This window comes from Rhizobacter fulvus, assembly GCF_964020785.1.
Window position 1 is genome coordinate 2743193 of the sequence record NZ_OZ224516.1, and the last position, 23441, is coordinate 2766633.

The following is a 23441-nucleotide window of genomic DNA, read 5'->3' on the forward strand; positions in this document are numbered from 1 at the left end:
GCTGGTCATGCTGCGAGCCTCGGTGCGAGCTTCGCGTAGGCGGCGGCCATCGAATCGAGCGTGCGCGGCTTCAGCTTGCTCGCCTGGCCGGCGCAGCCGAACGCCTCGAAACGCTCGCGGCAGATGCCCTTGGCCGCCGCCGTCGCGGCTTTCAGGAACGCGCGCGGGTCGAACTCGTCGGGGCGCTGCGCCATCGCCAGGCGCATCGCGCCGGTCATCGCGAGGCGGATGTCGGTGTCGATGTTGACCTTGCGCACGCCGAAGCGGATGCCCTCGCGGATCTCGGCGACCGGCACGCCGTAGGTCTCGCGGATGTCGCCGCCGTGGTCGCGGATGACCTTCAGCCACTCCTGCGGCACGCTGCTGGAGCCGTGCATCACGAGGTGGGTGTCGGGGATGCGCGCATGGATCGCCGCGATTCGCGCGATGTCCAGGATGTCGCCGGTCGGCTGGCGCGAGAACTTGTACGCGCCGTGGCTGGTGCCGATCGCGATCGCCAGTGCATCGACGCCGGTGCGGGCGACGAAGTCGGCGGCCTGCTCGGGGTCGGTCAGCAGCTGCGAATGATCGAGCGTGCCTTCGGCGCCGACGCCGTCTTCCTCGCCGGCGGTGCCGGTCTCCAGCGAGCCGAGGCAGCCGAGTTCGCCCTCGACCGACACGCCGACCGCATGCGCCATCTCGACGACGCGCGCGGTGACCGCGACGTTGTACTCGTACGAGGCCGGCGTCTTCTGGTCCTCGCGCAGCGAGCCGTCCATCATCACGCTGGAGAAGCCGCTGCGGATCGCCTGCTGGCACACCGCGGCCGAGGCGCCGTGGTCCTGGTGCATGCAGACGGGGATCTGCGGGTATTGCTCGATCGCGGCCTCGACCAGCTTGCGCAGGAAGGGCTCGCCCGCGTACTTGCGCGCGCCGGCACTCGCCTGCAGGATCACCGGGCTGTCGCAGGCCTCGGCCGCCTGCATGATGGCCTGGATCTGCTCCATGTTGTTGACGTTGAAGGCGGGCAGGCCGTAGTGGTGCTCGGCGGCGTGGTCGAGCAGTTGACGCAGGGAAATCAGGGCCATCGAAGGTCTCCTCGGTACGTTGAAATTTCTTGTGTCGGGCGTCAACCCGCCGCGCGCTTGCGCAGGATCTCGAACGCCGGCAGCGTCTTGCCCTCCAGCACCTCGAGGAAGGCGCCGCCGCCGGTGGAGATGTAGCCCACGTCCTTCTCGATGCCGTACTTGGCGATCGCCGCCAGCGTGTCGCCGCCGCCGGCGATGCTGAATGCGTCGGACTTGGTGATCGCACGCGCGATGGCTTCGGTACCGCCGGCAAACGCGTCGAACTCGAACACGCCTACGGGTCCGTTCCAGACGATCGTGCCGGCCTTCATCAGTTGCTCGGCGAGGCGCTTCGCGGTCTCGGGCCCGATGTCGAGGATCAGGTCGTCGGGCGCCACGTCGGCCGCGGCCTTGACGGTCGCGACCGCGTCGGCCTTGAACTCCTTGGCCGTCACGACGTCGGTCGGGATCGGCACCGCGGCGCCGCGCGCCTGCATCGCGGCGATCACCGCCTTGGCGTCGTCGAGCAGCGTCGGCTCGGCCAGGCTCTTGCCGATCGGCAGGCCCGCGGCGAGCATGAAGGTGTTGGCGATGCCGCCGCCGACGATCAGCTGGTCGACGTTCTTGGCCAGCGCCTGCAGGATGCTCAGCTTGGTCGAGACCTTGCTGCCGGCGACGATCGCCACCAGCGGGCGCTTCGGGTGGCCCAGGGCTTTGGTGATCGCATCGATCTCGGCCGCCAGCAGCGGGCCGGCGCAGGCGATCGGCGCGTACTGGGCGATGCCGTAGGTCGAGGCCTCGGCGCGGTGGGCGGTGCCGAAGGCGTCGTGGACGAAGATGTCGCACAGCGCGGCCATCTTGCGGGACAGACCCTCGTCGTTCTTCTTCTCGCCCGGGTTGACGCGGCAGTTCTCGAGCATCACGAGTTGGCCGGGCTTCACGTCGACGCCGTCAGTCCAATTGGAAACGACCGGGATCTCGCGGCCCATCAGCTCGCCCATGCGCTGGGCGACCGGGGCGAGCGAGTCTTCGGGCTTGAACGCGCCCTCGGTCGGGCGGCCCAGGTGCGAGGTCACCATCACCGCCGCGCCGGCCTTCAAGGCGAGCTCGATGCACGGGATCGACGCGCGGATGCGGGTGTCTTCGGTGATGCGGCCCGCGTCGTCGAGCGGGACGTTCAGGTCGGCGCGGATGAAGACGCGCTTTTGCTGCGTGAAGCCCGAGGCGGTGACCTCGCTGAAGCGCAGCACCTTCACTGCAGGCCCCCGGCGCGGGCCAGCGCGATGCTGGTGTCGAGCATGCGGTTCGAGAAGCCCCATTCGTTGTCGTACCAGGCCGAGACCTTGACCAGCCGGCCGCTGACCTTGGTCAGCGTGCCGTCGTAGATGCTGGACGCGGTGTGGTGGTTGAAATCGACGCTGACGAGCGGCCCGTCGCTGAACGCGAGCACGCCCTTCAGCGACCCCTCGGCGGCAGCGCGCAGGACCTGGTTCACCTCGTCGACCGTGGTCTCGCGGGCCGCGATGAAGCTCAGGTCGACGATCGAGACGTTGATCGTCGGCACCCGCAGCGCGTGGCCGTCGAGCCGGCCCTTCAGCTCGGGCAGCACCAGGCCGAGCGCGGCGGCGGCGCCGGTCTTGGTCGGGATCATGCTGTGGGTGGCGCTGCGCGCGCGGCGCAGGTCCTCGTGGTACACGTCGGTCAGCACCTGGTCGTTGGTGTAGGCGTGCACCGTCGTCATCAAACCCGAGACCACGCCGATCGCCGCGTGCAGCGGCTGCACCAGCGGCGCCAGGCAGTTGGTGGTGCAGCTCGCGTTGCTGATCACCGTGTCGCTGCCGTTCAGCACGCCGTGGTTCACGCCGTAGACGATGGTCGCATCCACATCGACGCCACCCGGTGCCGAGATCACGACCTTCTTCGCGCCGCCGCGCAGGTGCGCCGAGGCCTTCTCCTTCGTGGTGAACAGCCCGGTGCATTCGAGCACCACGTCGACGCCGAGCGCGTGCCAGGGCAGCTCGGCGGGGTTGCGCTGCGCGAACACGCGGATGCGGTCGCCGTCGACGACCATGCAGTCGCCATCGACGCCGACGCTGCCGGGAAACGGTCCGTGCGCGGTGTCGTACTTCGTCAGGTGCGCGTTGGTGGCGGGCTGGCCGAGGTCGTTGATCGCGACGATGCGCAGGTCGTGGGCCTTGCCTCCCTCGTAGTGGGCGCGCAGCACATTGCGGCCGATGCGGCCATAGCCATTGATGGCGACGTTGATGGTCATGGAATGCAGTGGGATCGGAGTCAGGAAAGGGTGATGTGCGTGGGGTGCGTCAGCAGTGCATCGAGGCTGTCGACCAGCCGGTCGGGCGCATGGTCGTCGCGCAGCGCGGCGCTGTCGTAGCCGTAGCTCACGGCCCAGACCGGCACGCCGGCGTTGCGTGCGGCCTGCACGTCGATGGCCGAGTCGCCGATGAACAGCGCGTCGTCCGCCTCGACGCCGAAGGTGTCCAGCGCATGCCGCAGCACCGCCGGATCGGGCTTGCGCACCGGCAGCGTGTCGCCCGCGACGATCAGGTCGAAGTAGCTCGTGAGGCGATGCGCGGCGAGCACGCGCTGCGTCAGCACGCTCTCCTTGTTGGTGATCAGCGCGAGGCGCACGCCCTGCGCCTGCAAGGCGTCGAGCGTCGACACGACACCGGGATAAGGTGCGCTGCGCGTGCCGCACGCGGCGGCACAGTCGCGCTCGAAGCCGGCCCAGGCCGCGTCCACGCTCGGCGACTCGCCGCCATCGACGTCGTGGTGGCGCAGCGCCTGGCGCAGCAGCTCGCGCGCGCCGCGACCGATCCAGGTGCGCACCTGTGCCAGCGGCACCGGCGGGCGGCCCAGGCGCGCCAGCAGGGCATTGACGGCCGTCGCTAGCTCGGGCGCGGTGTCGATCAGCGTGCCGTCGAGGTCGAACAGGATCAGGCGCGGCATCGTGGGTCTCCCGGAAACGTCAGGCGGCACCCGCGCGCTCCGCGGCGGCGAGGCACTGCAGCGTGGCCTCGACCACGCGCTCGGCGGTCAGGCCGAAGTGGCGATACAGGTCGGCGGCGGGGGCCGACTCGCCGAAGCTCGCGATGCCGATCACCGCGCCGGAGCGGCCGACGTACTTGCGCCAGAAATCGGGGTGCGCAGCCTCGACGGCAATCGCGGGCAGCGGGATCGGCAGCACCGCGTTGCGGTAGCTTGCGCTTTGCCGATCGAACACCGTGGTGCTCGGCATCGAGACCACGCGTACCGGCACGCCGCGCGCCTCGAGCTGCGCCTGCGCCTGCACGGCGAGCGCGAGTTCGGAGCCGGTCGCGATCAGCACGGCGCGCGCGCCCTGTCGGTCGCTGAGGACATAGCCGCCGCGTGCGATCCCGGCCGCGTGTTGTGCCTGGGCGGCGACCGGCAGCGTCTGGCGCGAGAGCGCGAGCACGCTCGGGCCGTCGCGCCGCTGGAGTGCACTGGCCCACGCCACCGCGGTCTCGAGCGTGTCGGCGGGCCGCCAGACGTCGAGGTTCGGAATGATGCGCAGCGACGGCACGTGTTCGACCGACTGGTGGGTCGGCCCGTCCTCGCCCAGGCCGATGCTGTCGTGGGTGAAGACGTGGATCACGCGGCGCTTCATCAGCGCAGCCATGCGGATCGCGTTGCGGCTGTAATCGCTGAAGGTCAGGAAGGTGCCCGCATACGGGATCAGTCCGCCGTGCAGCGCGATGCCGTTCATGATTGCCGCCATGCCGAACTCGCGCACGCCGTAGCTCAGGTGGTTGCCGAGGCGGTCGCGGCCCGCGGCGACGTGACCGGTGAAGTCGGTGAGGTTCGATCCGGTCAGGTCGGCCGAGCCGCCGAACAGCTCCGGCAAGCCCGGCGCGAACGCGTTCAGCGCGAGCTGCGAGGCGCGTCGCGTGGCGACCGCCTGGGCGTCGGCGGCCAGGCGCGGCAGGACCTGCGCGAGCTGCGCTTCGAAGCCGGGCGGCAGGTCGCCCTGCATGCGGCGCAGGAACTCGGCGCCGAGCTCCGGGTGCGCGCGTGCATATGCGGCGAAGCGGTCGGCCCAGCCGGCCTGCAGCGCCTTGCCGGCGGCGCGGGCGTCCCATGCGGCACTCAGCTCGGCCGGGATCTCGAACGGCGGATGCGACCAGCCGAGCTGTGCGCGCATCGCGGCGAGTTCGTCGGCGCCGAGCGCGGCGCCGTGCACGTCCGCGCTGCCCGCCTTGTGCGGTGCACCGCGGCCGATCGTGGTGCGGCAGCAGATCAGCGTCGGGCGGCCGTCCGGCGACCCGGCCTGTGCGCGCGCCTGCCGGACCGCCGCGTCGACCGCGTCGGCGTCGTGGCCGTCGACCATCGCGATCACATTCCAGCCGTAGGCGCGAAAGCGCGCCGGCGTGTCGTCGGTGAACCAGCCTTCGACCTTGCCGTCGATCGAGATGCCGTTGTCGTCGTACAGCGCGATCAACTTGCTCAGCCGCAGCGTGCCGGCGAGCGAGCAGGCTTCGTGGCTGACGCCTTCCATCAGGCAGCCGTCGCCGAGGAAGACCCAGGTCAGGTGATCGACGATCGCGTGGCCGGGCCGGTTGAACTCGGCCGCAAGCTGCTTCTCCGCCAGCGCCATGCCGACCGCGTTCGCCAGGCCCTGGCCGAGCGGGCCGGTGGTGGTCTCGACGCCGGGGGTCACGTCGACCTCGGGGTGGCCCGGGGTCAGGCTGTGCAGCTTGCGAAAGCGCTTGATGTCGTCCATGGCGAGCGGGTAGCCGCTCAGGTGCAGCAACGCGTACAGCAGCATCGACGCGTGACCGTTCGACAGCACGAAGCGGTCGCGGTCGGCCCAGTGCGGGTCGGCCGGGTTGTGGCGCAGGTGGCGGCTCCACACCACCTCGGCCATCTCGGCCATGCCCATCGGCGCGCCGGGGTGGCCGCTCCTGGCGTGTTCGACGGCGTCGGCGGCGAGCACGCGGAGCGCGTCGGCCATGCGGCGGCGCAACTGGTTGTCAGTCGTGGTCATCTCGGGGGTCTCTCAGGTCAGGCGGCGCGGCGCTTCTGGTCCATCAGGCGCAGGATCATCGGCGTGAAGATCAGCTGCATCGCCAGCCCCATCTTCCCGCCGGGCACGACGAGGTTGTTGGGTCGGGACATGAACGAATCGTGCAGCATGCCGAGCAGGTAAGAGAAGTCGATGCCCTTCGGGTTGGCGAAGCGGATCACGACCAGGCTCTCGTCCGCACTCGGGATGTCCTTGGCGATGAACGGGTTCGAGGTGTCGACCGTCGGCACGCGCTGGAAGTTGACATGGGTGCGGCTGAACTGCGGGCAGATGTGGTTCACGTAGTCGGGCATGCGGCGCAGGATCGTGTCAGTCACCGCCTCGGGGCTGTAGCCGCGCAGGTTCTGGTCGCGGTGCAGCTTCTGGATCCACTCGAGATTGATGACCGGCACCACGCCGACGAGCAGGTCGACATGCCGCGCCACGTCGGTCGTCCCGTGCTCGAAGCCTCCGTGCAGGCCCTCGTAGAACAGCAGGTCGCTGCCGTCGATCATCGGTTGCCACGGCGTGAAGGTGCCGGGCTCGCCGCCGAGTTCCTTGGCCTCGCCGGCGTCGTGGATGTAGCGCCGGACCTGGCCGGTGCCGCTCTCGCCGTAGCCCTGGAAGACCTCGGCGAGGGTGTCGAGCAGGTTGGACTCGGGCCCGAAGTGGCTGATCTGCGGCCCTTCGCCGGCATCGGCGCGGCGCACGCGCTCGCGCATCTCGGCGCGGTCGTAGCGGTGGAACGAATCGCCTTCGAGCACCTGCGCGCGGATCTTTTCGCGGCGGAAGATGTGCGTGAAGCTCTTCATCACGGTCGTGGTGCCGGCACCGGACGAACCGGTCACGGCGATGATGGGGTGGCGTGTGCTCATGGGACGGTCTTCAGGCCAGCGCGCCGAACAGCGAGCGCTCGTTGAACAGGGGCGAGGCGAACGGGCGGTCGGTGCCGGCGTCGAATTCGGCGTGGTAGCGGTCGATGCGCTCGACTTCCTCGCGCGAGCCGAGGATCACCGGCACGCGCTGGTGCAGCCCCTCGGGCTGCAGGTCGAGCAACCGGCCGCGGCCGGTCGAGGCGGCGCCGCCGGCCTGCTCGATCAGCATCGCGATCGGGTTGGCCTCGTACAGCAGGCGCAGGCGGCCGGGCTTGCTCGCGTCCTTGGTGTCGCGCGGGTACATGAAGACGCCGCCGCGCATCAGGATGCGGTGCACCTCGGCCACCATCGAGGCGATCCAGCGCATGTTGAAGTCGCGCCCGCGCTCGCCGCTGCGGCCGTCCTGGCACTCGGCCACGTAGCGCTTGACCGGCGCCTCCCAGAAGCGGGCGTTGCTGGTGTTGATCGCGAACTCGCTGGTCTGTGCCGGGATCGTCAGGTGCGGGTGGGTGAGTATGAAGTTGCCGATCTCGCGGTCGAGCGTGAAGCCGTGGGTGCCGGTGCCCACGCTGAGCACCAGCATCGTCGCCGGGCCGTAGATCGCGTAGCCGGCGGCCACCTGCGTGCGGCCGAGCTGCAGGAAATCGGCCGTCGCCGGCGCGGCGGTCGCGTCGTGGCGCAGCACCGAGAAGATGGTGCCGACCGAGACGTTCACGTCGGTGTTCGACGAGCCGTCGAGCGGGTCGAACACCAGCAGGTAGCGGCCGCGCGCGTACTCGCCGGGAATCGCGTGCGGCTCGTCGAGTTCTTCCGAGGCCATGCCGGCCACCAGCCCGCCCCACTCGCAGCTGCGGATGACGGCTTCGTTGGCGAGCACGTCGAGCTTCTTCTGCGTCTCGCCCTGGACGTTGCGGTTGTCGAGCTCGCCGAGGAAGCCGCCGAGCGCGCCCTTCGCGGTCATCGCGGCGATCGCCTTGACGGCGGCGGCGACGTCGACCAGCAGCGCGCCGAGGTCGTTGGCGCCCTCGACGTTCTTCAGTTGCTGGATCAGGAATTTCGACAGCGTGGTGCGTCCGAGATGCATGTGATTTCTACCTCATTCCTTGTTCGTGGACGCGGCCTGGAAGACACGGCTCGCGAGAATGTCGGCCGGCAGCAGCGTCGTCAGGTCGTCGCGCGTCAGCCTGCGCTCGCGGTCGACGAAGAGGCGGCTCGCCTGGCGCAAGCGCGAGCGATCGAGCGCGTTGCGCACGCTGCGGGCGTTCGCAAAGTGCGGCTGCGCGATGCGGCGTTCGAGATAAGCTGCGAAGGCCTCGCGCGCGCCGTCGCCGAAGCTGTAGTTCATGCCGGTCAGCATGCGGTCGGCGATCTGCACCAACTCGTCTTCGGCGTAATCGGGAAAGTCCAGGTGATGCGCAATGCGCGAGGACAAGCCGGGGTTGGACTTGAAGAAGGTGTCCATGCGGTCCTTGTAACCGGCGACGATGACGACCAGATCGTCGCGCTGGTTCTCCATGACTTGCAGCAGGATCTCGATCGCCTCCTGCCCGTAGTCGCGTTCGTTCTCGGGGCGATACAGGTAATACGCCTCGTCGATGAAGAGCACACCGCCCATCGCCCTCTTCAGCACTTCCTTGGTCTTGGGCGCGGTGTGGCCGATGTACTGGCCGACCAGGTCGTCACGTGTCACGCTCACGACATGGCCCTTGCGCACGTAGCCGAGCCGATGAAGGATCTCTGCCATGCGCATCGCCACCGTCGTCTTGCCGGTGCCCGGGTTGCCCGTGAAGCTCATGTGCAACGACGGGGCGACATTGCCGCCCGCGGCTGCAAGCCCGAGGTTCAGACGCAACTTGTCGATCACGAGCAGCGCCGCGATGTCGCGGACGCGGGCCTTGACCGGCGCGAGGCCGATCAGGTCCGTATCGAGTTCGTCCATCACCGCTTCGACCTGGCTTTGCGCAAGAACATCGCTCACGGTGACTGCGGTCGACGTGGCCTGGCCTTCCTGGGACATCGCATTCACGTCGCGGCTCCTTCGTCGGCAGACGATCTAGTAACGCTCGCCTTCGGGCTTGTCGGTCGCGTAGGACGAGATGCGGTAATGCACCTGCCGGCCGTCGCCCTCCTGGCGCGCCAGACCGAAGCCCGGCTCTTTCGGCGGTCGGTTGACGATGAACGACATGCGCGGCGATTCCACCCCCTGCGTCGAATCGAAGGCCGTGACGCGAACGTAGTGGTTCGGGAACGTCTTGCGGCAGCTGTTGATCTCCATCAGGATGCCGGCGGGATCCTTCAGGTCGAACATCGGGTTGCCGAACATCTCCCAATACGTGTTGCGCGGGTGCGGGTCGTCGGTGTATTCGACGCCGACCGCGTAGTTGTTCTTCAGCGCGTACTCGATCTGCTTGCTGATCTGCGCGTCGGTCAGGTCGGGCAGGTACGAGAACTGGCCCTGCGTCACGCGGTTGCCGTGGTTGGTCATCATGGTGTGGTCTCCTTTCAGGTCGACATCGACGGCGTCGGCACGAAGTCGGCCGTGTCGGTGGATTCGTAGTTGAAACTGATGTCGCCCCAGGTATCGATCGCCGCCTTCAGTGGCGAGCACCACTTGGCGGCGTCCTTCAGGATCTGCGGGCCCTCGTTCCAGATGTCTCGGCCTTCGTTGCGCGCCATCACCATGGTTTCGAGCGCCACGCGATTCGCCGTCGCACCGGCCTGGATGCCCTGCGGGTGGCCGATCGTGCCGCCACCGAACTGCAGCACCACGTCGTCGCCGAGGTAGGTCAGCAGCTGGTGCATCTGGCCGGCGTGGATGCCACCCGAAGCGACCGGCATCACCTTGTTCAGCGAGGCCCAGTGCTGCTCGAAGAACAAACCCTTCTCCAGTTGGACCGGGGTGTGCGTGTCGAGCAAGGTGTCGTAGAAGCCGCGGATCATCGCCGGGTCGCCCTCGAGCTTCCCGACCACCGTGCCGGCGTGGATGTGGTCCACGCCTGCCATGCGCATCCACTTGCAGATCACGCGGAAGTTCATGCCGTGGTTCTTCTGCCGCGAGTAGGTGCTGTTGCCCGCGCGGTGCAGGTGAAGAATCATGTCGTTCTTGCGCGCCCACAGCGCCATGCTCTGGATCGCGGTGTAGCCGATCACCAGGTCGATCATGATGATCACCGAGCCCAGGCTCTTCGCAAACTCGGCGCGTGCGTACATCTCCTCCATCGTGCCTGCGGTGACGTTCAGGTAGTGGCCCTTGACCTCGCCGCTGGCCGCGCTCGCCTTGTTGACGGCTTCCATGCAGTAGAGGAAGCGATCACGCCAGTGCATGAAGGGCTGCGAGTTGATGTTCTCGTCGTCCTTCATGAAATCGAGGCCGCCCTTCAGGCCTTCGTAGACGACACGGCCGTAGTTGCGGCCCGACAGGCCGAGCTTGGGCTTGGTCGTCGCGCCGAGCAGCGGGCGGCCGAATTTGTCGAGGCGCTCGCGCTCGACAATGACGCCTGTTGCCGGGCCCTGAAACGTCTTCAGGTAGGCCACCGGAATGCGCATGTCTTCCAGACGCAGCGCCTTCACCGCCTTGAAGCCGAAGACGTTGCCGATGATCGACGCCGTCAGGTTCGCGATCGAGCCGCCTTCGAACAGGTCGATGTCATACGCGATGTAGGCGAAGTACTGCGCCTCGGTCTTTGTGCCCACGCCGGTGTTGGGCACCGCGTCGACGCGGAAGGCCTTGGCGCGGTACAGGTCGCAGGCGGTCAGGCGGTCGGTCCACACCACCGTCCAGGTGGCGGTGGACGATTCGCCGGCCACGGCCGCAGCGCACTCTTCGGCATCGACGCCTTCCTGTGGCGTGATGCGGAACAGGGCAATGAGGTCGGTCTCCTTCGGGACGTAGTCGGGCTGCCAGTAGCCCATCTGCTTGTATTTGAGGACGCCAGCGCTGTATCGCTTCTTGACGTCTGTCATCATGCCGTCTTCGATCGGTTTGTTCATCGCCGCGTCCTCCAGTGGTTGTGCGTTGGATGGACTGTAGAAAGAGGCTCGCCGTCAGGGAAGTCACGTGTTTTGACCGCTCGCGTAAGGAACGCTGAAGATGAAGAACGTGACGATGCGGCAGCTGCGCATCTTCTCGGCGGTGGCGCAGCACCTGAGCTTCGCGCGAGCGGCCGAATCGCTGCACCTGACGCCGCCTGCGGTCTCGATGCAGGTCAAGGAGCTCGAGGTCAGCGTCGGCCTGCCGCTGTTCGACCGAACCGGTCGACGCGTGAGCCTCACGACCACCGGCGAGTACATGCTTTCGTACGCCCGCCGCGTGCTGGCCGTCATGAAGGATGCGGAGGACACGATCGCGCGCTTTCGCGGCCTGACCGGCGGGCAGTTGTCGATCGGCATGGTCAGCACGGCCGAATACTTCCTGCCGCAGTTCCTCGCGCGCTTCCGCGACGAGCACCCCGGCGTCGCGCTGTGCCTGCGCGTGGGCACGCGCGAGCAGGTGGTCGCGATGATGCAGGGCAACGAGGTCGACCTCGCGATCATGGGCCGGCCGCCGAAGGAGTGGGCGACGCGCGCGGAGCCGTTCGCGCTGCACCCGCACGTCGTCGTCACCGCGGTGGACCACCCGTTCGTGCGCCAGGGGCGCGTGCAGGCGTTGGCGCTCGCCGGCGAGGCGTTCATCATCCGCGAGCAGGGCTCGGCAACCCGGGCGCTGCTCGAGACCTACATGCAGCAGCATCGTGTCGAGATGCGCGCGACGATGGAGATGACGAGCAACGAGGCCATCAAGCAGGCGGTGATGGCGGGCATGGGGATCGGCTTCATGTCGGCCCACACGATCGCGCTGGAACTGCAGTGCGGCCTGATCGCAACGCCCGATGTCGAAGGCCTGCCGGTGGTGCGGCGCTGGCACGTCGTGCACAACCTGGGCAAGACGCTGTCGCCGGCGGCCGAGGCGTTCCGCTATTTCACGCTCGAACACGGCGAGGGTTTTCTCGCCGAGCGCTTCGGCCAGGCGCTCCCGGCCGCCCGCTGACCGGGCCCCGGTCACCGGCCTCCCCTACACTGCGCCGCTGTGAACGACGCCAACGCCCCCGACGCGCGCACTTCCGTCTCGACCACCGAGGCGGCGGCGCTGCTCGGCGTATCCAAGCCGACCGTGCAGCGCTGGGTCGACCGCGGTCACCTGAAGGCGTGGAAGACGGTCGGCCACCACCGCCGCATCGAACTGGCCAGCGTGCTGGCGTTCATCGCCGAGAAATCGACCGGGGAGGTCACGCCGATGCCACGGAGCGCCGCGCCGCGCGCGCTGACCGTGCTGATCGTGGACGACAGCCCGGAGGACCGCGCGCTGCTGCGTGCGCTGGCCGTGCGCGTCCTCTTCGGCGCCACCGTCGACGAGGCCGACGATGGCTTCGCGGCGCTGGTCGCGATCGGCCGGCAGGTGCCGGACGTGCTCATCACCGACATCATGATGCCGCACATGGACGGCCTGGAGATGCTGCGCCACGTCTGTGCGCTCGAGACCGGGCGCCCGCGCGTGATCGTCGCGGTGTCGAATCTGGCGCCGGCGCGCATCACCGAGCTGGGTGGCGTGCCGAAGGACGTGCTCCTGCTGCGCAAGCCGGTGTCCCAGGCCGCGCTGCTCGGCGCGATGGGACGCTCGGGTCTGGTCGCCGGGCTGCCCGACGCGCCGACCTGAACCGCACGGCCCTCAGGCGAAGGGCACCAGCAGCACGGCGCGGCGGTTCTGGCGGCGGCCGGCCTCGGTCGTGTTCGGAGCCACCGGCCGGCTGGCGCCGAAAGCCCGCTTGATCGTCTTCTCGCGCGACATGCCGCGGGCGATCAACGCCTCGGCGACGACCTCGGCGCGGCGCTCCGAGAGGCGCTGGTTGTACTCGTCGGTGCCCTGGTTGTCGGAGTGGCCGTCGACCGTGAGGCCGTCGATGCCGACGCTCATCAGCATCCGCGCGATCCGGGTCAGCGTCGCATCCACCTCGGGCGACAGCGTCGCGGCGTCGACCGCGAACGGCACGCGGGCCGCCAGATCGAACTCCCACGCATCCGCGCCCTCGGTGAAGCCGAGCGTGTTGAGGGCGGCCTTCTGCTCGGACGAGAGCTTTCCGGTGGGGATCGCTGCGCAACCCGATGCGACCGTCGCGATGCTGGCGGCCAGGGCCAGCCAGTGGCGGCGGTTCAGGGAATGGACGGGACGGCGCAGAAGCATGGCGTGAGCTCCAGGGGTCAATGGTCAGCCGACTCGGGGCGTGGCAGGGATCGGGCGACCCGCGCGGCGTTCTTCGCGCGGTACATGGCGTCGTCCGCGGCCTGCATCAGCGTCATCACGGAGTCGGCGTGGTCCGGGTAGACGGCCACGCCGATGCTGACGCCGATCAGGTGAAGGTCACCGTTCGGCAATCGGATCGGGATCTCGAGCGCCCGGTTGATGCGATCGGTGAGGTGCGCGGCGTCGACGTCGGCGTCGGGCGGGTTCAGCACGACGACGAACTCGTCGCCGCCGACCCGGGCGATGAAGTCAGACTGGCGGATGGACCCGCGCAGGCGCTCGGCCAGCTCGATCAGCACCCGGTCGCCGGTGGCGTGGCCGTAGGTGTCGTTGATCTCCTTGAACCGGTCGGTGTCGATGAAGGCCAGGCCGGCGCGGCGCTTGGTCAGCGCGCATTCGGCGACGACGCTCGCGAGGTGCTCGAACAGGTAGGCGCGATTCGGCAGGCGCGTGAGCGGGTCGTGCAGGCTCGCGGCCCGCAGCGATTCGTTGGCCCGTTCGAGGCCGGCATGGCTCAGGCGGATCATCTCCTGGTGCGACTGGAGCTCGGCCAGGAACGCGTTGAAGTCCTCGGCGAGCGCGTTGATCTCGCGCAGCGAACTGCCGCTGGCGCGGCGATCGAATGCGCGGGTCTCGCGGATCTCCCGCGTCAGCGTGGCCAGCGCGTCGATCGGCTGGACCAGGGCGCGGCTCACGCTGCGAGAGTAGCGGCGCACGACCAGGGCGAGCACGGCCAGGCAGGCGATCAGCGACAACAGCGACCAACCCGCGTACTGCAGCAACGTGCGGCCGTTGGAGCGCACGGCGAGGGTGCCCAACGTGTCCTCGCCGTCGCCGAAGGCGGTGGTCGCGGCGGCGGGCACGAGCCACCGCGCCACTTGTCGCGCGACTTGCCCGCCGACACTGCGGACCGGCCGCTCGAAGTGCATCCATTGCCGGCCGCGCCGGTCGGTGATGGTCACTTCGGCCAGTTGCGCGCGGTCGGCCATCTGCTCGAGCAGGGCACGCATGGCCGTCCGGTCGTCGAAGCGCAGTGCCGGCTCGCCTGCCACGGCGAGCGACTGGGCCACCAGCATCATCGCCCGGTCTTCGTAGGCGCGCGACGCATAGAGGCCGGCGGTGGCGAGCAGCAGGCCGACGCAGGCGATCGTGAAGGTGGCGATCCGCCACTGGCCGCGACGGACCAGGCTGGCGACGTGGGTCGGCGCACGCATGGTCATTTTGCGGCGTTGCGCTGCTGGGTCAGCCGCAGCAGTTGCGGGTTGATTCGCATGCCGCTGCGCGAGATCGAATCGAGGTTGGCGCGGATCTGCAGCTTGCCGCTCGAGTTGTCGAGGCAGAACATGCCGCCCAGCGAACAGAACTCCTCGTCGAAACCGATCGTCAGCACCGGCCGGTCCAGCACGCCCAGCAGCATGCCGCGCCACTGCATCGGCGCGGTGCTGTTCACCAGCACGACGTGGCACTCGGCGGCGTCGATCGGCGTGCCGGCCATGAGGCGCCGGCTCGACACCGCGATCGCGACCGCACCTTCTCTCGGCTCGGTGACCGCGCGGGTGAAGGCGGCTTCGGTCGCGGCATCGAGCGCATCGCTGAGGCACAGACGTACCGGCACCATCGCCTGCGACCAGCGCGTGTACTGGACGATGCCGCGGACGATGTAGGCCACGTCGGGCGCGCGCTGGAGCGTCAGCGCAGACGATTCCGACTGCGCCCACGCGAACGCCGGGCCGCCCGCCGCCATCGCCACGGCGACAAGTGCGTGTGCCAGTCGGATCAATTGACGTGCGCCGAGCGGCCCGCAGCCATGCGCAGTGCTCCGCGGTCCAGGATCGTCAGCGAGTTGTAGTCCGGCGAGACGACGCCGGAGCGGTGCAGGGACTGCAGCTCGCGGTTGATGCTCTGCCTGGACACCTGGAGCATCGCCGCCAGGTCTTCCTGGGTCAGGCGCAGGCGCAGGCTCTGCTTGGCGCCGTCCGACACGCCGTGTTGGGTGGCGAGACGGTCGATCGTCGCGGTCAGACGCTGCCTCAAGCCGCCGACGAAGCGGTCGATCAGACCGTCGAAGGCCTCGCGCTGCTCGCGCAATGCCATGCGCAGGGCGTCCTTCCAGAGGGAGGGGTCGGTCTCGAGCACGCGCATCAGCGCGGAGGCCGGGATATGGACGATGACCGCGTCGCTGTGCGCCACATAGTCGAAATAGGAACTGTCCTGGACGCCGAGCGCCTGGGTCATCTCGACGACCTGCCCCGGGCCGATCACGTCGAACGACGAGCGGGAGCCGACCGCGTCGATGCGGCGCGCGAGCATGTAGCCGGAGATCACCGCCAGAACGACCGGAATCTCGGCGTCGGGGCTGGCGATCAGGTCGCCGCGTTCGTAGCGCTTGAGCTGCGCTGCGGTGGAGAGATCGCTGAGGCACCGCTCGGGCCAGCGCGAAAAGCCCTCGGTCCAGCGCAATGAGCGTTCGATCAGCGTGCGTTCGTCTTTTTGACCATGTGTTCTGTTCATCAGGCACCTCGTACCGCGCATCTGGAGCAGGCTGCGCTTCGGCTGTCGACCGCAAGAGCAGCGGCCGTGTCGAATTCTGAACAAATGATTCAAAAAGATCAAAACGATTAATAGGAATTTTTCCCTACAAATCTGCCCGCTGACGCTCGTCCGGGCCGCGTCCGTGCCGCGCCACGAACTGCAGGGCGGGCCGGTCGAGGATCTTCAGCGAGTTGTAGTCGGCGGCGAGGACGCCGTTGCCTGCGAGCGCGCGGAGCTCGCGGTTGACGGTCTGGCGCGAAACCTGGAGCAGGTCAGCCAGGTCCTCCTGGGACAGTCGCAAGCGCAGGCTGCCGTCGACGCCTTCGGACAGGCCGTAGGTCGAAGCCAGCCGGTCGACGGTGGCGGCGATCCGCTGCCGGGTGCCGCCGAGCGCACGGTCCATCAGGCTGGCGCTCAGATCGCGTTGCTGGCGCAGCAGCATCAGCAGCATCGGCCGCCAGCGCTGCGGTTCGGAATCGAGCAGTCCGGTCAGCAGCGCCGTGGGGATGTGGATCGTGGTGGCATCGCTGTGGGCGTGGAACTCCAGCGCCGGGCTGCCACCCAGCTGCAGTCGGCCGGTCGCCAGCACCGTGCCTGGACCCACCAGGCCCACGGCGTAGCGGGTGCCCTCGCTCGCGATCGTGCGGACCATCAGTTGCCCTGTGACGACGGCCAGGGTCTGGCGTGGGGGCAGCGCGTCGCTCGCCACCAGTTCCCGGCGCGGATGCCGGGCCAGCCGCGAGCCGGCGGCCAACTGCTTCAGTGCCTGCGGCGTCCAATCGGAGAAGCCCTCGGTCCAGCGCAGTGAGTGCTCGATCAGTGCAAGATCGGCGGCCGCTTCGTTCGAGAGATCCATGGGCATCTGTCCGCAGTGGAGACGGCATCGTCCTGCGCTTCGTCACCCATGGGCAGCCCCGGCGGCAAGAAGTGGGAAGCCGGTCAACAAGTTGGCATGGCCGTTGCCGCGACGAATCTGCTGCAGACCTGGGGATTGACCGGCGAAACAGCCCGAGAATCAGGCAGGCAGCCCGATCGGCAGCGCGATCTCCGACTTGATCTCGCGCAGCACGATGCTCGAACGCACGTGGGTCACGCCGGGCAGCTTGAAGATCGTCTCGTGCAGGAAGCGCTCGTAGTGCTTGATGTCGGGCGCGAGCACGGTCATCAGGTAGTCGGACTGCCCGGTCGTGGCCTGGCAGCGCGCAATGTAGGGGCTGGCCGCGATCGCCTGCTCGAAACGCTGCACCAGCTCCTCGTTGTGGTGGGTCAGGTTGACCTCGACCATCACGGTCAGGTGCAGGCCCACCTTCTCCGGGTCGACCAGCGCGGTGTATCCGCGGATCACGCCGGCCGCCTCCATGTCCTTGACGCGTTTCCAGCACGGCGTGGGCGACAGGCCGACGGCGGCGGACAACTGCTGCACCGTCTGGCGCGAATCGCGCTGCAATTCGGAGAGGATCTTCAGGCTGTAGCTGTCCAGAAGAACAGATCCGTCGTTCTTGGCCATCTTGCTGCTTGTTTGTGCTGAAAACAGGGGTTGACCTTAGCGCATTCGAGAAACCTCTTCTCGCGTCGCGGCGCAACAATTCGCCATGAACGCCGCCCCCCTGCCCGACGCCTCCGTGCAACGCCCCGACTACCGCCTGTCGGACAACCTCTGGGCCGAGTGCGGTGCGATCTACCTGACCGGGACGCAGGCGCTCGTCCGCCTGCTCGTGATGCAGCGCCAGCGGGACGCGGCGGCCGGCTGGAACACGCAGGGCTTCATCAGCGGCTACCGCGGCTCGCCACTCGGGATGGTCGATCAGGCGGTCTGGAAAGCGGGCCAGAAGTTCACCGAATCCGGCATCCGCTTCGTGCCGGCGATCAACGAGGAACTCGCAGCGACCCAGGTGCTGGGCACGCAGCGGGTCGAGTCCGACCCCGAGCGCACGGTCGAGGGCGTGTTCGCGATGTGGTACGGCAAGGGCCCGGGCGTGGACCGCGCCGGCGATGCGATCAAGCACGGCAACGCTTACGGCTCGTCGCCGCACGGCGGCGTGCTGGTGGTCGCCGGCGACGATCACGGCTGCGTCTCGTCGTCGATGCCGCACCAGAGCGACCACGCGTTCCAGGCCTGGCAGATGCCGATCGTCGCGCCGGCCAACGTCGCCGAGATGCTGAGCTTCGGCCTGTACGGCTGGGCGCTGTCGCGCTTCTCCGGCGCGTGGGTCGGGTTCACCGCGCTGTCGGAAGTGGTCGAAAGCGCCGGCACGGTCGACCTCGATGCGGTCCTCGCGCAGGCCGATGCCTGGGTCGACGCCGACACGGTGCGCGCGCGCACCGGCCACGTCGCACCGGCCGACGGGCTGCACTACCGGTGGCCGGACCTGCCGTCGCTGCGGATCGAATCGCGCCTGGCCGACAAGCTCACTGCGGTCGCCGCATTCGCACGCGTCAACTCGATCGATCGGGAGGTGATCTCGAGCCCGCAGGCGACGGTCGGCATCGTCACCTGCGGCAAGGCGCACCTCGATGTGATGGAAGTGCTGCGGCGGTTGCAGATCAGCCCGGCGATGCTGGCTGCGGCCGGCGTGCGGCTCTACAAGGTGGGCCTGAGCTTCCCGCTTGAGCAGACCCGCATGAGCGCCTTCGCGCAGGGCCTGAGCGAGATCCTGGTGATCGAGGAGAAGGGCGCGATCGTCGAGACCCAGATGCGCGAGCTGTTCTACAACGCGCCAGCGCACTCGCGGCCGGTGATCGTCGGCAAGCGCGATGCGCACGGCGCGCCGCTGGTCTCGGCGCTCGGCGAGGTGCGGCCGTCGCGGTTGATCGAACTGGTCGCGCACTGGCTGGCCGCGCACTTCCCCGACGACAGCGTGCTCGACTACCACCTGCAGCACGTGCGCGACTTCACGCCGCCCGAGCTGCTCGCGAACCCGTCCGACAGCGTCAAGCGCGTGCCGTACTTCTGCGCCGGTTGCCCGCACAACACGAGCACCAAGGTGCCCGAGCGCTCGACCGCGCGCGCCGGCATCGGCTGCCACTTCATGGCGAACTGGATGGATCGCGACACCGCCGGACTGATCCAGATGGGCGGCGAGGGCGTCGACTGGATTTCGCACGCGATGTTCACGAAGACGCCGCACGTCTTCCAGAACCTCGGCGACGGCACCTACTACCACTCGGGGTACCTCGCGATCCGCCAGGCCGTGGCCGCGAAGGCGACCATCACCTACAAGATCCTCTTCAACGACGCGGTCGCGATGACCGGCGGCCAGCCGGTCGACGGCGTCATCAGCGTCGACGCGATCGCGCGTCAGGTCGAGAGCGAGGGCGTGAAGCAGGTCGTTGTCGTCAGCGACGCGATCGACAAGTACGACGAGATCAGGTCCAAATTTCCCGCCAGCACCGAGTTCCACGATCGCACCGAGCTCGACGCCGTGCAGCGCCGCCTGCGCGAGATCGCCGGCGTGACCGTGCTGATCTACGAGCAGACCTGCGCGGCCGAGAAGCGGCGCCGCCGCAAGAAGGGCGAACTGGTTGATCCGCCGAAGCGCCTGCTGATCAACGAGGCGGTCTGCGAAGGCTGCGGCGATTGCACGGTGCAGAGCAACTGCGTCGCGGTCCTCCCGCACGAGACCGCGATGGGCCGCAAGCGCAAGATCGACCAGACCGCGTGCAACAAGGATTACTCCTGCGAGAAAGGCTTCTGCCCGAGCTTCGTCGGCGTCACCGGCGGCAAGTTGCGCAAGAAGAGCGGCGCGCTGTCGGCCGGCAAGGAGGCGTTCCTCGCGAACGTCGGCGCGCTGCCGCTGCCGGCGGCCCACGAGTGGGACGGGCCGTGGGACCTGCTCGTCACCGGCGTCGGCGGCACCGGCGTCGTCACGGTCGGCGCGGTGATCGCGATGGCCGCGCACCTGGAAGGCAAGGCGGCCAGCGTGCTCGACTTCATGGGCTTCGCCCAGAAGGGCGGCTCGGTGCTCAGCTTCGTACGCCTGGCCGACCTGCCCGAGCGCCTGAACCAGGTGCGCATCGACACCCAGCAGGCCGACGCGGTGCTCGCTTGCGACATGGTCGTCGGCGCGTCGCCCGAGGCGCTGCAGACCGTGCGCCACGGCCGCACCCGCATTGTCACCAACGTCCACGAGATCCCGGTCGCCGAGTCGCTGAAGAACCCCGACGCCGACCTGAAGACCGAGCTGCTGCTCGCCAAGATGCGCTTCGCGGCGGGCGACGAGTTCGTCGAGACCTTCGATGCCCAGTCGCTGGCCGAGGAGTTCCTCGGCGACACCGTGACCGCCAACATCCTCGCGATGGGCTACGCCTGGCAGCGCGGCCTGGTGCCGATCAGCCTGGCGGCGATGCAGCGCGCGATCGAGCTGAACGGCGTCGCGGTCGAGAGCAACCTGCTGTCGTTCGCGCTCGGGCGGATGGCGGCCGGCAATCCGGCGGCGCTGCGCGACGACGCGCCGGCCAAGTCCGAAGACGAATCGCTGGAAGGCCTGATCGCCCGAGGCGTCCAGCACCTCACCGGCTACCAGAACGCCGCGTGGGCGCGGCGCTTCGAGGCAACGGTGCGGCGCGCGCAGCGGGCCGAGCAGGGCTGCGCCGGCCACGATGCAACGCTGCCGTTTGCCCGCGCCGTCGCCCGCAGCCTCACGAAGCTGATGACCTACAAGGACGAGTACGAAGTCGCGCGCCTGTACACCGACGGCGGCTTCCAGCGCCAGCTCGCCGACCAGTTCGAAGGCGACCTCAAGCTCGAATTCCACATGGCGCCGCCGCTGCTCGCGCGACCGAAGAACGGCCAGCCGCCGAAGAAGATCGCGCTCGGCGCGTGGATGTTGCCGGCGATGAAATGGCTCGCCAAAGGCAAGGCGCTGCGCGGCAGCGTGTTCGACATCTTCGGCCACACCGAAGAACGCCGCATGGAGCGCGACCTGGTCACGCAGTTCGAGCGCCGTGTCGACGAACTGGCCGCGAACCTCAGCGCCGATCGGGTGCCCAGCGCGATCCAGATCGCCGCGCTGCCGCTCAGCATGCGCGGCTATGGCCACATCAAGATCGCCAACGTCGCGCTGGCGCGGATGCGCGAGGCCGAGCTGCTGCACCGCTTCCTGCCCGAGCGTTACCCGAAGCCGGTGGCGGCCACGCCCGCGGCGGGGCAGTTCAAGGGGATCGCTGTGGTGTCTCGAACTTCCTGACGCCGGTCTCCGACCGTGAACGCGCGCTTCGCGGTCTGACTCGTCGCGGTTGTCTGAACGGAGCGAACGCAGTTCGCGCAGAGAGTTCTGCGACGGGCCACGAGACCGAGCACCGCAGGGGAGTCAACGCGCAACGTTGACCGCCTCAGCGAAGCGCTGCGGCCTGCCCGCACGCGCCTTTGCCCGCACCGACCTGTCGGATGCCTGCACGCCGGCGCAATCGTAGAAACTCCCGCATCCGACTCAAGCCCGAACATGACCCCATGACCACCCCCGACGACCACACCCACGACCGCGAGGTCGGCGCCCGCGACAGCACGCTCGACACCACCCGCATCGACGACGTGCGCATCGGCGCGGTGCGCCCGCTGATCACGCCGGCGCTGCTGCAGGAGCGGGTGCCGGTGCGCGACGACACGCTGACGCTGGTCGAGCGCAGCCGCCGCGCGATCGCCGACGTGCTGCATGCGCGCGACGATCGGCTGGTCGTGGTCGTCGGCCCCTGCTCGATCCACGACCACGACCAGGCGATCGAGTACGGCCAGCGCCTGAAGGCTGTCGCCGACGACTTGCAGCGCGACCTGTTGATCGTGATGCGCACCTATTTCGAGAAGCCGCGCACGACGGTGGGTTGGAAGGGCTACATCAACGACCCGCACCTGGACGGCAGCTTCACGATCAACGAGGGCCTCGAGCGGGCGCGTCGCCTCTTGCTCGAACTGACGACGCTCGGCCTGCCCACCGCGACCGAGTTCCTCGACCTGCTCAGCCCGCAGTACATCGCCGAGCTGATCGCGTGGGGCGCGATCGGTGCGCGCACCACCGAGAGCCAGAGCCACCGCCAGCTCGCCTCCGGGCTGAGCTGCCCGGTCGGCTTCAAGAACGGCACCGACGGCAGCATCCGCATCGCGGCCGACGCGATCCTCGCGGCGCGCGCCTCGCACGCCTTCATGGGCATGACCAAGATGGGCATGGCCGCGATCTTCGAGACCCGCGGCAATGACGACTGCCACCTGATCCTGCGCGGCGGCCAGGCGCCGAATTTCGACGCCGCCAGCGTCGCCGCGAGTTGCGCGGTGCTGCGCGCCGCGGGCCTGCGCGAGCAGGTGATGATCGACACCTCGCATGGCAACAGCAGCAAGCAATACCGACGGCAGATCGAGGTCGCGGCCGATGTCGCTGCGCAGATCGCCGGTGGCGAGCGCCGCATCGTCGGCGTGATGATCGAGAGCCACCTCGCCGAAGGCCGGCAGGACCTGACGCGCGGCGTGCCGCTGCAGCGCGGCGTCTCGATCACCGACGCCTGCCTCGGCTTCGAGCAGACGGTGCCGGTGCTGCGGGGCTTGGCGCGCGCGGTGAGCGCGCGCCGCGGCGTCACGCGCTAGGCAGTTCGTCCCAGCGGCGCATCTCGCGCATCGCGGTCGCGCGCACGTCGGCGGGCAGGAACGACGCGACCACCGCGCTGCGCATCATCCCGGCCAGCTGCGCGGTGCTCAGCCCCGGCTGGTCGTGGATCGCCGCCAGCTCGCCGCTCAGCGTCACGCCCGACATCAACCGGTTGTCCGTCGAGCACGAGACCGACAGCCCGGCCTCGACCATCGCCTTGATCGGGTGCGCCGCGAGCGACGGGTAAGCGCCGGTGTGCACGTTGCTGCTCGGGCAGACCTCGAAATGCAGGCCGAGGGTGCGCGCCGCGTCCACCCAGGCCGCGGTTTCGGCGGCTGTCGCGCCGCTCATGAGGTGCACGCCGTGGCCGATGCGGGTCGCGCCGAGCGTCGCGGCTTCGAGCACGCGCGCGCCGACGTCGGCCTCGCCGGCGTGGCAGGTCAGCCCCAGTCCGGCGTCGCGCGCGTGCGCGAACGCGGCGGCGTGGTCGGACGGCGGGAAGCCGCGCTCGGCACCCGCGAGGTCGAAGCCGATCACGCCGCGCCCCGCGCGCTGTTGCGAGTACCGCGCGGCCAGACCGGCGGCGCGCAGCGTCTCGGCCGGCGAATCGGTGCGCATCGCGCAGACGATCAGGCCGCACGGCAACGCGCTGCGGCGCAGTCCGGCCACCAGCGCCTCGACCACCGCCTCGCCCGCGAGCCCCAGTGGTTCGAGCAGCAGCGGGGCCATGCGGAACTCGGCGAGCACGCAGCCATCCAGCCGCGCATCCTCGGCGGCCTCGAATGCGACGCGCTCGCAGGCGTCGGCCGAGGCCATCGCCGCGACCGTCAGCGCGAAGCCGCGCAGGTAGCGTTCGAGGCTGCCGGAGTTGGCATTCGCGTGCATCCACTCCGCCAGCGCGTCGGGCGCGTCGGTGGGCACCGGCAGGCCGCGCGCGTGCGCCAGGTCGAGTAGGGTGGCCGGGCGCAGGCCACCGTCCAGGTGTTCATGCAGCAGTGCCTTGGGCAGGGTCTGGAAGGAGGAGGGCGGCATCGGTGCAGGTGCTTGGGGGCGATCGCCGGGCTTTCGCAGGATTCGAGCCATCATGATGCCGCAACG

The 23441-nt window shown here is 69.0% G+C and carries 21 protein-coding genes; 4 read left to right on the forward strand and 17 right to left on the reverse strand.

The features are described from left to right. Window positions 1-5 precede the first annotated feature (5 nt). From fba to ACWH49_RS13170, 10 genes are read right to left on the reverse strand one after another with little or no spacing between them, the layout of a single operon-like run. Window positions 6-1067 (reverse strand): class II fructose-bisphosphate aldolase, encoded by a 1062-nt coding sequence (gene fba, locus ACWH49_RS13125; protein WP_448171849.1) that lies wholly within the window; start codon window positions 1065-1067, stop codon window positions 6-8. Between the two features lie 41 nt (window positions 1068-1108). After that, the gene (locus ACWH49_RS13130) at window positions 1109-2302 is read right to left on the reverse strand and encodes a phosphoglycerate kinase (protein ID WP_448171850.1); all 1194 of its coding nucleotides are present in this window, start codon (window positions 2300-2302) and stop codon (window positions 1109-1111) included. Further along, window positions 2299-3318, reverse strand: coding sequence for a type I glyceraldehyde-3-phosphate dehydrogenase (gap, locus tag ACWH49_RS13135; RefSeq protein ID WP_448171851.1), 1020 nt, complete (start codon window positions 3316-3318; stop codon window positions 2299-2301). Before gap ends, ACWH49_RS13130 begins: the two co-directional genes overlap by 4 nt. Before the next feature lie 20 nt (window positions 3319-3338). Continuing rightward, on the reverse strand, window positions 3339-4013 hold the full coding sequence (gene gph / locus ACWH49_RS13140; RefSeq protein WP_448171852.1) for a phosphoglycolate phosphatase: 675 nt from the start codon (window positions 4011-4013) through the stop codon (window positions 3339-3341). Window positions 4014-4032: 19 nt separating this feature from the next. After that, entirely contained in the window at window positions 4033-6069 is a 2037-nt protein-coding gene (gene tkt / locus ACWH49_RS13145) for a transketolase (RefSeq protein ID WP_448171853.1), read from the reverse strand. A gap of 17 nt (window positions 6070-6086) precedes the next feature. Continuing rightward, window positions 6087-6962: a phosphoribulokinase gene (locus tag ACWH49_RS13150; protein WP_448171854.1), complete on the reverse strand. Its 876-nt coding sequence runs from the start codon at window positions 6960-6962 to the stop codon at window positions 6087-6089. 10 nt (window positions 6963-6972) lie between these two features. Further along, on the reverse strand, window positions 6973-8046 hold the full coding sequence (locus ACWH49_RS13155; RefSeq protein ID WP_448171855.1) for a class 1 fructose-bisphosphatase: 1074 nt from the start codon (window positions 8044-8046) through the stop codon (window positions 6973-6975). Window positions 8047-8058: 12 nt separating this feature from the next. Then, window positions 8059-8979 (reverse strand): CbbX protein, encoded by a 921-nt coding sequence (gene cbbX, locus ACWH49_RS13160; RefSeq protein WP_056472775.1) that lies wholly within the window; start codon window positions 8977-8979, stop codon window positions 8059-8061. A gap of 36 nt (window positions 8980-9015) precedes the next feature. Beyond that, entirely contained in the window at window positions 9016-9450 is a 435-nt protein-coding gene (locus ACWH49_RS13165) for a ribulose bisphosphate carboxylase small subunit (RefSeq protein WP_448171856.1), read from the reverse strand. Between the two features lie 14 nt (window positions 9451-9464). After that, on the reverse strand, window positions 9465-10952 hold the full coding sequence (locus ACWH49_RS13170) for a ribulose-1,5-bisphosphate carboxylase/oxygenase large subunit (protein WP_448171857.1): 1488 nt from the start codon (window positions 10950-10952) through the stop codon (window positions 9465-9467). A 100-nt stretch (window positions 10953-11052) separates the two neighbouring features. Between ACWH49_RS13170 and ACWH49_RS13175 the strand changes: the two genes are divergently transcribed. Further along, complete coding sequence (locus ACWH49_RS13175; protein WP_448171858.1) at window positions 11053-11988, forward strand: LysR family transcriptional regulator; 936 nt, start codon at window positions 11053-11055, stop codon at window positions 11986-11988. Window positions 11989-12027: 39 nt separating this feature from the next. Further along, a complete protein-coding gene (locus tag ACWH49_RS13180; protein WP_448171859.1) occupies window positions 12028-12654 on the forward strand; it encodes a helix-turn-helix domain-containing protein in 627 nt (208 codons plus the stop codon). A gap of 12 nt (window positions 12655-12666) precedes the next feature. On the opposite strand, the gene ACWH49_RS13185 is transcribed toward ACWH49_RS13180, so the two are convergent. From ACWH49_RS13185 to ACWH49_RS13210, 6 genes are all read right to left on the reverse strand, one after another. Beyond that, window positions 12667-13179 carry an OmpA family protein gene (locus ACWH49_RS13185; protein ID WP_448171860.1) on the reverse strand — a complete coding sequence of 171 codons (513 nt, stop codon included), beginning with the start codon at window positions 13177-13179 and terminating at the stop codon, window positions 12667-12669. 17 nt (window positions 13180-13196) lie between these two features. Next, on the reverse strand, window positions 13197-14453 hold the full coding sequence (locus ACWH49_RS13190) for a diguanylate cyclase domain-containing protein (RefSeq protein WP_448171861.1): 1257 nt from the start codon (window positions 14451-14453) through the stop codon (window positions 13197-13199). 2 nt (window positions 14454-14455) lie between these two features. Further along, window positions 14456-15019, reverse strand: coding sequence for a YfiR family protein (locus tag ACWH49_RS13195; protein WP_448171862.1), 564 nt, complete (start codon window positions 15017-15019; stop codon window positions 14456-14458). After that, entirely contained in the window at window positions 15016-15750 is a 735-nt protein-coding gene (locus ACWH49_RS13200; RefSeq protein WP_448171863.1) for a Crp/Fnr family transcriptional regulator, read from the reverse strand. Before ACWH49_RS13200 ends, ACWH49_RS13195 begins: the two co-directional genes overlap by 4 nt. Before the next feature lie 124 nt (window positions 15751-15874). Further along, window positions 15875-16627, reverse strand: a complete 753-nt coding sequence (locus ACWH49_RS13205; protein ID WP_448171864.1) for a Crp/Fnr family transcriptional regulator — start codon at window positions 16625-16627, stop codon at window positions 15875-15877. Window positions 16628-16786: 159 nt separating this feature from the next. Further along, window positions 16787-17278, reverse strand: a complete 492-nt coding sequence (locus tag ACWH49_RS13210) for an Lrp/AsnC family transcriptional regulator (RefSeq protein WP_448171865.1) — start codon at window positions 17276-17278, stop codon at window positions 16787-16789. A gap of 85 nt (window positions 17279-17363) precedes the next feature. On the opposite strand from ACWH49_RS13210, the gene ACWH49_RS13215 reads away from it, so the two are divergent. Beyond that, window positions 17364-20957 (forward strand): indolepyruvate ferredoxin oxidoreductase family protein, encoded by a 3594-nt coding sequence (locus ACWH49_RS13215; RefSeq protein WP_448171866.1) that lies wholly within the window; start codon window positions 17364-17366, stop codon window positions 20955-20957. 263 nt (window positions 20958-21220) lie between these two features. Next, entirely contained in the window at window positions 21221-22342 is a 1122-nt protein-coding gene (locus ACWH49_RS13220; RefSeq protein WP_448171867.1) for a 3-deoxy-7-phosphoheptulonate synthase, read from the forward strand. Here ACWH49_RS13220 and add read toward each other — a convergent pair. Further along, window positions 22332-23375 carry an adenosine deaminase gene (gene add, locus ACWH49_RS13225; RefSeq protein ID WP_448171868.1) on the reverse strand — a complete coding sequence of 348 codons (1044 nt, stop codon included), beginning with the start codon at window positions 23373-23375 and terminating at the stop codon, window positions 22332-22334. The genes ACWH49_RS13220 and add overlap by 11 nt on opposite strands. Between the last annotated feature and the right edge of the window lie 66 nt (window positions 23376-23441).